This is a genomic window from Paenibacillus sp. A14 (genome assembly GCF_036864815.1).
Lineage (GTDB): Bacteria > Bacillota > Bacilli > Paenibacillales > Paenibacillaceae > Fontibacillus > Fontibacillus sanfengchensis.
Genome location: NZ_JBAGJD010000015.1, coordinates 64,821 through 73,236 on the forward strand (window position 1 = coordinate 64,821; position 8,416 = coordinate 73,236).

Annotated in this window: 4 protein-coding genes and 2 pseudogenes; 1 reads left to right on the forward strand and 5 read right to left on the reverse strand. The window is 53.7% G+C overall.

Annotation, left to right across the window (positions count from 1 at the left end; translation table 11 throughout):
* Nucleotides 1-237 precede the first annotated feature (237 nt).
* The 3 genes from V4U88_RS24410 to selD all read right to left on the reverse strand — a co-directional run bounded on the left by V4U88_RS24410 (nt 238) and on the right by selD (nt 4,917).
* Complete coding sequence (locus V4U88_RS24410) at nt 238-2,676, reverse strand: S-layer homology domain-containing protein (RefSeq protein WP_334075804.1); 2,439 nt, start codon at nt 2,674-2,676, stop codon at nt 238-240.
* Nucleotides 2,677-2,813: 137 nt separating this feature from the next.
* Nucleotides 2,814-3,854, reverse strand: coding sequence for a tRNA 2-selenouridine(34) synthase MnmH (gene mnmH, locus V4U88_RS24415; RefSeq protein WP_334075805.1), 1,041 nt, complete (start codon nt 3,852-3,854; stop codon nt 2,814-2,816).
* A gap of 13 nt (nt 3,855-3,867) precedes the next feature.
* On the reverse strand, nt 3,868-4,917 hold the full coding sequence (gene selD, locus V4U88_RS24420) for a selenide, water dikinase SelD (protein WP_334075806.1): 1,050 nt from the start codon (nt 4,915-4,917) through the stop codon (nt 3,868-3,870).
* A gap of 162 nt (nt 4,918-5,079) precedes the next feature.
* Here selD and V4U88_RS24425 point away from each other — a divergent pair, with 162 nt between their 5' ends.
* Entirely contained in the window at nt 5,080-6,156 is a 1,077-nt protein-coding gene (locus tag V4U88_RS24425; RefSeq protein WP_334075807.1) for a permease, read from the forward strand.
* Nucleotides 6,157-6,480: 324 nt separating this feature from the next.
* Here the strand turns inward: V4U88_RS24425 and V4U88_RS24430 are convergent.
* Nucleotides 6,481-6,988, reverse strand: a pseudogene (locus tag V4U88_RS24430) (GNAT family N-acetyltransferase).
* Nucleotides 6,989-7,340: 352 nt separating this feature from the next.
* A pseudogene (locus tag V4U88_RS24435) lies at nt 7,341-8,288 on the reverse strand (IS3 family transposase); the annotation flags it as partial.
* Nucleotides 8,289-8,416: the final 128 nt, after the last annotated feature.

The window sequence follows — 8,416 nt, forward strand, 5'->3', positions numbered from 1 at the left end:
ACGCCTCACTCCTTTCGATATCCAGCTTAGCCCCTCCCCTAAGGTAAGAGTCAAACATTTTAAAATCATCCGTCTCTCCCCTTGACCCTCCTCTTGGGTCAGAGCTTACGCTGATTCGGACAAAATAACCGAGTAGGCCGTTTATTATGTTGAAAACCAACCCCTTTAAGCTGTTCCGGAGCCGGTACGTCAGCCAAAAAAAGGGAGGAATCTTCGCGGATTCCTCCCTCTTCCAGTTTATTGCATGACGGATTGATCCATCTTGCCCTGCAACTTCACCAAGGTCATGATCACCGACGCGGCCTCGGCCCGGGTGACCTTTCCGGCGGGGTTAAACCGGCCGTTTTGTCCCTGCAGAAGCCCCAGCTTTATGGCCAGGGCCACCTCTCCCTTATGCTTGATGTCTTCTTTATCGGCGAATGTATTGAGGCTCTCATCTTCCTTCAAAAATGAGGCCAGCTTGTTATACTTGGCAATCGAGGCCAGCATGACGGCCAGCTGTTCCCGTGTCAGTTTCGCCTCGGCATCGAATTCCTCCTCGGGATTAATCCATTTCCGCTCCGCGGCATAGACTGCCCCGTTATAATACGGACTGTCGGCAGGGATGGCGGATACAGCCTTCGATTGCGCCGGTTGGTTAAGTCCATAATTCAATTCATAAGGAGATACGGCCTTCGCCATCATCGTCAGCCACTCTCCGGCCGCGATTTCTTCATCCGGCTTGATGTGCCCGTTCGGGTCGGGAGAAATAATGTTGTATTGAAGCAGTGCGGTTAGTTCTTCTTCCGCCCGATGCCCTTTCAGATCGGAAGGTTCGGACTTGGAACCGGCTCCGGCTCCATTCTCAAACACCGTGACCCATTGCCCGGTCATTGCATCAAGAATCTGGCCGTCCTTTGCGGGGCCTTTGAGTTCGGTCACATAAGCCAACCTGATCTTTTCTTTCACATAGGTGTTATCCGCGTAATGACCGCCCGTTTGTAAATACTGCAGTTTTGCGCCATATTGATCCTGGAAGGCCTTAAGGGCCTCTTCTTTCGAGATTTTGGCCGCCTGTTCCCCGGTCAATTTCTCCACTCCCGTCTCGCGGCCGATGCCAAAATACTGCAGTTCGCCGTTCAGATCCAAGTTCACTGTCAAGTCTCGGCTGTTCACCGGAATGTCTTTGATGAAGCGTCTGAAAGAATAGCGGTAGCCTGCTTTATTTTCCGTGAGATGATCCTCGCCTTCCTGCTCCACCAGTTTATAAAGAAGGGTGGCGTCCGGGACCAGTTGATTCACCACTTCAAACGCTCGCCGCTTCGCCGCTTCCTTCGACAGTGTGGACGCTTGCGCCGCCTTGGAGGCCGCCGTCGTTCCAGCGGTTTGCGCGCCGAATTCTTCCATCCGGAATTCAAGCAGTTGCCCGGTTAAGGCATCGACTTCCGCAGTGGTCTGTGCCGGAGTCGTGTTCACGTTGTACTTTCCGCCTTGTTCATCCCAGGTGATCCGCCAAATCTTCCGCTCGGAATTCATGTAATCCGTATCGAGTCTGGAGTAGGATAGCGTACGCCCTTCCGGAATCTTGGCCGCCTTCTTCACCACATTTACCGCCTCGTCGGCGGTCAGTTCTTTTCCCGTTTTATGGGGAGCAAAAGTCTTCTTTCCGGCCGGAATCGGCGTATAAACCCGAGGTGCCTCCGATATGTCCGCGCCTTGGTAATCGAAACGCTTCCCGGTGATGGCATCAATGGGATAAGACGAGGGTTCGCTCGGCTGCCAGCCAAGAACCCAGCCCGTGATTTCCGAGTTCTTATAGACAGGATGATAGGCCAACTCCACGTCCAATTGTTTTTTGAAGACCTGCTCCGCCTCCGTCGGGGCGACTGTTGGTGCGGCTTCGGGGTACACCGGCCGTTCCGGCGATTTCGAAAAAGAAGTGACCTGTCCGTTCCCGTCAATGACTACATATAAGTATTCGGATGAGGTCGGTATCCCCTTATGCAGCAAATTGAAATGAAAATTGTATTCCATCGGGCCAAACAAGGATGACCCCCTGCCCCACACATCGGTGTCCTCCGCCTTCAAATCCTGGAGCGAAACGGAGGGCGCGGCTTTGGATATGAACGCCTTGGCTTTCTCCAACGCTTCTTCCCGCGTCAGCTTGTGCGGGTAGTACGTTTCGTTCTTATCGTTCGGGATCGAAAGATATGTACTGATCAAATCTCCCGTTATCGCGTCCACCTGCGAATCAAACCCATGATAGGTGTTACCGTCGCGGAAACTCCAGTTGATGTTCCACACCATCTGATTGGCCGGACGAGGAAAAACGTTCGTGATCCCCAGTTCAATCCGTTCCGCCTCATAGTTTTTTAAATCCGGGAAAAGCTCCTTGATTTTGGCCACGGCCTGTTCCTTGGAAAACTTGGCCAATGCGGGGTCCGGCGTCTCCGTGCCCGGCATCGGTACTTCCCCGGAGGCGATCTTTAGCTTCATCCCGTCGGAGAGATGATCCAAGGGAATACCGCTTGGCGCACTGGCCCCGTCGTCTGTCACCGTTATAGATGTGGTTTTCGTGCTTTTATGCACGGCCTCGGCTCCAGCCCAACCCGCAGGCACCAGCAAGGAAATCGCTACTATTCCGGTGCACGCCGCTTTGGCAGCGAGCTTATAGTCTTTGGACCTTTTCTTAGTCACATAATCCCAACCTTTCAAAATTGCTTACTCTCTTCCATTTTAGCGGGATTGGCACCGGATTGCCATAATTATCCTACGGGATGCAAAAAAGAAAGACCGGCAGGCTCCTGTCCCCCGGTCTCATAGCCAAGATGGCTCTATCCGTTTCCGTCCCGTCGCCGCAGCAACCGTTCAACAGCCGCCGCCGCTTCATCTACACTTTGCGCCTGAATTGTTATAAATTCGGCTCCTTCATACTGTTCCTCCGTATAGGCGTAACGCGGATCGTAATAATACAACAACAGCAGTTCCACCGCACGCTCGTAGCTGCCGTTCCTCAAACATTCACCGATCTCCACGGCGACGGGCCGATGGATGCGGGAAGCGATTTTGTCGAAGGCTTTAAGACAGGATTCGGGATGCTTCCAGGGCTGATAGTCCTCCAAAATATTTTGCACTCTCGCCTCGATCGGAAGCTCGATCCGAATAGGCGTGCCTTGTTCTTTTTTGGCCATCACCAGCTCGGGGATCACGACCTTCCCGATCCGCTTGCTTTCCGCCTCCATCAGGACATAAGGCGCGTTGGCGGTCTCGATCAGTTCGTCCAGCAGCAGAGCATCGAACGTCTTTTGGTTGTGCGCGCGCAGCCCGATGTCACCGAATACCGAACCGCGGTGCCCTGCCAATCTTTCGAGGTCGATGACCGGATAGCCCCTCTCCTTCAACAACCTTAGTAAAGCGGTCTTGCCGTTGCCGGTATGCCCGTGGATGACATAGGCCGGAGGCTCGTAAGACATGCTCTCCAGCATGGCGACCACCCATTGCCGGTAGGCGCGATAACCGCCGGTCAGCCGGTAAGAGTGAATGTTCATCAGGGAGAGCAGCGTCGCCGTCGTCCGGCTGCGCATCCCGCCCCGCCAGCAGAATACCGCTTTTTTCCCGGGGACCGCGGCGAATTGTTTAATAAATCCCGGCAGCTTGGCCGAAATGATCTCAAGCCCACGTTCCTGGGCGGCGTCCACGCTGACCTGCTTGTAGAGCGTGCCGATTTCCGCCCGTTCCTGGTCGTCAAAAAACGGGATGTTCAAGCTGCCCGGAATCGTCGACTCCGCATACTCGGACGGAGAACGGACATCGATCAGAACAAGCCCCTTTTCCCTCTGCTCTGTCAATTCTTCGATGCTGATATCCTGAAACATGGGGTTATCTCCTTTATTCGACCACGATGCGGCCCGGATGGGCTTCCGTCGTTTCGCCGATCAGGCTGGCTTCGACCCCAGCCGAAATAAGCGCTTGAAGCAGCTCGTCCGCCTGTGGGGCATCGACGGCAATCAGCAGTCCTCCCGAGGTCACGGCATCGCATAAAATATAGCGGCCGATTTGATCCAGCTCCGCCGGAAAATCAATGTCCCCCTCCACATGGGCAAAATTGTTCTTCGTTCCGCCCGGAACGAAGCCCTGTTCGGCCAATTCGCGAACGCGCGGCAGCACGGGAACATCCCTGTGGCGAATCTTCACGCCGACTCCGCTCCCCTTGGCCATTTCCAGCGCATGCCCCATCAGCCCGAATCCGGTGACATCCGTGCAGGCGTGCACCTCATACCCCTGCATCGTTTCGGCCGCCGTTTTGTTCAGCGTGGCCATGACACGGGTTACCCGCTCGATCTCTTCCGGCGTGAGCGCGTCTTTTTTAATCGATGTCGTCATAATCCCGACCCCGATCGGCTTGGTCAAAATCAACCGGTCCCCCGGTTTGGCCCCGGCGTTGGTTCTGACTTTGCCCGGATGAACCAGCCCGGTCACGGCAAGGCCGAACTTCGGCTCCTTGTCGTCGATGGAATGGCCGCCGACCAGCGTGGCTCCCGCTTCGCTCACTTTGTCCGCGGCCCCCCGCAGAATGTCCGCCAGAATGCTTTTATCCAGCGTGGAAATGGGAAAAGCTACGATATTGAGCACCGTCAGCGGCTTGCCGCCCATGGCATAAATATCGCTGATCGCATTGGCCGCGGCGATTTGGCCGAACGCGTACGGGTTGTCCACGATCGGCGTAAAGAAATCCACCGTTTGGACGAGCGCCATTTCGTCGGTTAACCGATAAACGCCCGCATCATCGCTCGTATCCAGACCGACGAGCAAATCGGGATTCGGGACGGGGGCGGGCAGGCTGCGCAGCACCTGGGACAAATCGGCGGGACCGATCTTGCAGCCACATCCTCCCTTGCTGGATAAAGACGTCAGTTTGATTGCATCGGATGCTGACATATATAAATCACATTCCTTCCAATGATAAAGATGTATAAATCCGTCGTCGTACTTTTAAATCGTACTCCTCTGTTGCCGGGAAAGCAATGTCCCCAACTTCCTCCGGCTTTGTGATATACTAAAATGCGTTTCTTGAAATACTGAACTGCGGAGGTTACATCCATGTCATCAACATCTCGTTTAAACCCGCAACGTCCGCCCCACATGAACCGGGGCAAAACGCTGCTCTTCGTCGTCCTGTTTGTCATCATTGCCATCGTCGGTCTAAGTTATGTCAAATGGTGCCCCTATTATGAAAAAGCATTTAAAGCCGCGACCCAACATACGATCGGCTCATCGATTCTCGGGTCGGACGCGGCTATTGCCCCTTCCTGGGGAGCCGCTATAGAATATGCTGCGGCTTATTTCAAATCGGTCTGGAAAGCCGCGGTGCTGGGCATTCTGCTCGGTTCTCTCGTCCAGGTGCTGCTTCCGGCCCAGTGGTTGTACAAAGTTCTGGGCAAAGCGAACTTCAAAAGCACGCTGCTGGGCGGTGCCGCTTCGCTCCCCGCGATGATGTGCAGCTGCTGCGCCGCTCCGGTCGCCTGCGGGCTGCGCCGCCGCAACGTCTCGATTGGCGCCAGCCTCGCCTTCTGGATCGGCAATCCGGTTCTGAATCCCGCAACCTTGATATTTATGACTTTCGTGCTGTCCTGGAAATTCACGCTGCTCCGGGTAGGATTCGGATTGCTGCTGACGTTCGGGGTCAGCTACCTGGCGAACCGGTTTGCCGAGCAAAATACCGTGCCGGACAAGCTTGCGGCAAAAGCGCCGATACCGGCCGAGGATGAAGATACGGCGAAGCTGCCGTTCGGCCTCCGCTGGCTCAAAAGCCTGGGCCTGATGATCCTTAACATCGTCCCGGCTTATTTGATCTCCGTGCTGCTGCTCGGCGCTTTTCAGCATACGATGTTCCCGGTCGCTCTGGGCGGCGGGATTCTCGCCATCCTTGTCTTTGCCTTCGTCGGTACCCTGTTCGTGATTCCGACCGCGGCGGAGATTCCGATCATCCAGTCGTTCGCCGCCATGGGACTCGGTGCCGGCCCGGCGGCCGCCCTGCTGCTGACGCTGCCGACCATCAGCCTGCCATCCCTGTTGATGGTGGCCCGCGACTTTCCGCGGAAGGTGCTCCTGTTTGTCTTCGCTGCCGTCGTCCTCATCGGAATTGCGGGCGGACTGATCGGCGCGTTCGTGCTTTAAGGCGGCACCGGCTTATGAAGGGTGAATTCCTCCCGTCATGAGCAGGCCTTTGCGGGATAAGGCCGGCCTTTGCGGGAAGAGCCGCTGCATTAACGGGAAAACCTCCCGTTAATGCAGCACTCTTATCCTCCCGGTTGAATTTAGCTGGAAAAGTTCCATCTAATTCGCGGTCCCATTGCCGATGTCTCCCATTTCCGGCGAATTAGCGGTAGAATTTCCAGCTAATTCGCTTCGGCAGCGGCATAGGCACCAAATTTAACGGGAGGAATTCCATCTAATTGCCCTACGGCAACAGCCTGATGAGTAAACCTAATAATAAGTTTTTTACAGCTGCTTATAGTAAAAAACCGTAGCCTCCAGCCGTCCGACCGAGGATCGCGCATACCCCGGAATCCGTCCGGCCGTCCGATATCCCAGCGATTGATAAAGCTGATTGGACGGGTCGCCTTTCCTCGTAACCAGGATGAGCAAGCTTCTCCGGGCTTCGAGCGGGTCCGCTCCGCCTGTTCCATCAACCGGCGGCCAATCCCCTTCTTCCTGTAACCCGGGGTACCATCAGTTTAGCCACTTCCGCGCGGTGGGCCCCGTTCGCCTTCATCGCCAGATGCAGTTGAACGGTCCCTACTACCTTTCCGTCGATCACGGCAGTCCAGAGCAGCGCATCGGGACCCAGGACATGATCCCAATAATCCAACGCTTCATCCATGCTTAAAGGCGCCAGAAAGCCCACGGACGCGCCGTCCGCCACGATGGAGATCAGCAGTTCGGCCAATTGTCCCCTCTTGGGTTCGTCCAATCCCTCAACTTTCATGATTTCTACTTGTTCGCTCATGACCATCCTCCACCTCCACCCTTCTGTTGAGACCTATCCCCTTTGTTTTTATCAGGATAAATAGGACTAAATTCTTGTATTTGGGTAAAAATGCCTCTTGGTTCTTCCGATAATATCGCTAGTGCCCTATCAAGCAACCTTGAAAACATTGAATTCCTGCAAATCTGCATGTTTTTTTCTTGTTCGGAACACAAATTTGAAAATTCCTGCATTTCTGCAGGAATTTTCGACGAAACTGACTCGTTTCTCTAAAATCGCTAGAAATACCTGCAGATTCGGCTAGGCCCCCTTAATCCGGAGTCCTACCCTACAATGTTTATGAATTCACAGGATTGCTCCTTATTCTGCCGTATTACACCGCTCTATGAAAGGCAGAGGTGTCTTCCAGTGTCCTCACCCATATCGAGAACTTCGCTGGAGACATTTTTCTTAAGTTACCGTGAATTTTTCGGTTGTTGTAAAAGTCCATGTATTGGTCCAGCGCCTCATAAGCTTCATCGAGGGTCATAAAGTCCCTTTGGCTAAACAGATGGCGCTCCAGGACGCTGTGAAATGACTCAATGTAGGCGTTCATATTGGGGGACCGAGGTGGTATACGCTCATGAATAAGATCCAAGCTTTCACAGGTATCTCCAAATAGCTTGCTGACGAACTGCGGACCATTGTCTGTACGAACCACCGGCATAGGCTCGCCGGGCTCTATACGGTCTTGCAAGGCATACCATAAGGTTTGGACGACTTGTTTAGCTTCGCATACTGGGCCTCTATACTGCCCTACTACCATTCGGTCAAACACATCTATAATGCTGAGTACAAAAAAGAACCGTTCCTGCCCGATCGCGTATCCATATTTAATGTCCATTTGCCAAAGTTGGTTTGACCCCGTTATAACTCGATTTCTCGGTAATCGGCGAGGGTGGGAACGTACGCGCTTTCTAGGTTTCTGCAATATGTCTAACTCTTGGCAAAGTCGATAAGACTTCTTTTTGTTGAAGATGAGATCATACTTATCTCGAAGGGATTGGGCCAAAAACTTATAACCATAGACAAACTCTTCTCCTTCAAGGAGTTCGAGCAGCCATTCTTTGATTTGTGCGTCGCTAACTTTCTCACCTGTAGCCGTGTAAGAGTATCCAGGCACGGGACGACCTGCACGGCTTTCGGTTGGACGTTCTTCGCCTTTTTCTGCTGACTGGGCCAGTCGCTTTTTACGGTCGTAATACGTTGATTCTGACAACCCAAGAATGCGCAGCACAACAGCTGCCGGTTCCCCCCGCTTAATGAATGGGTCGGCTATTTCAAATTTTTCAGATAAGCGGGGTTTTTCTTTTTTAGCAACTCTCGCAAAATTTCGATTTCGAGTTCTTTTTCACCAAGGACCTTAACGGCCTTTTGGTAGCGTTGCTCTACCTCCTGCAGGCGTTGCAA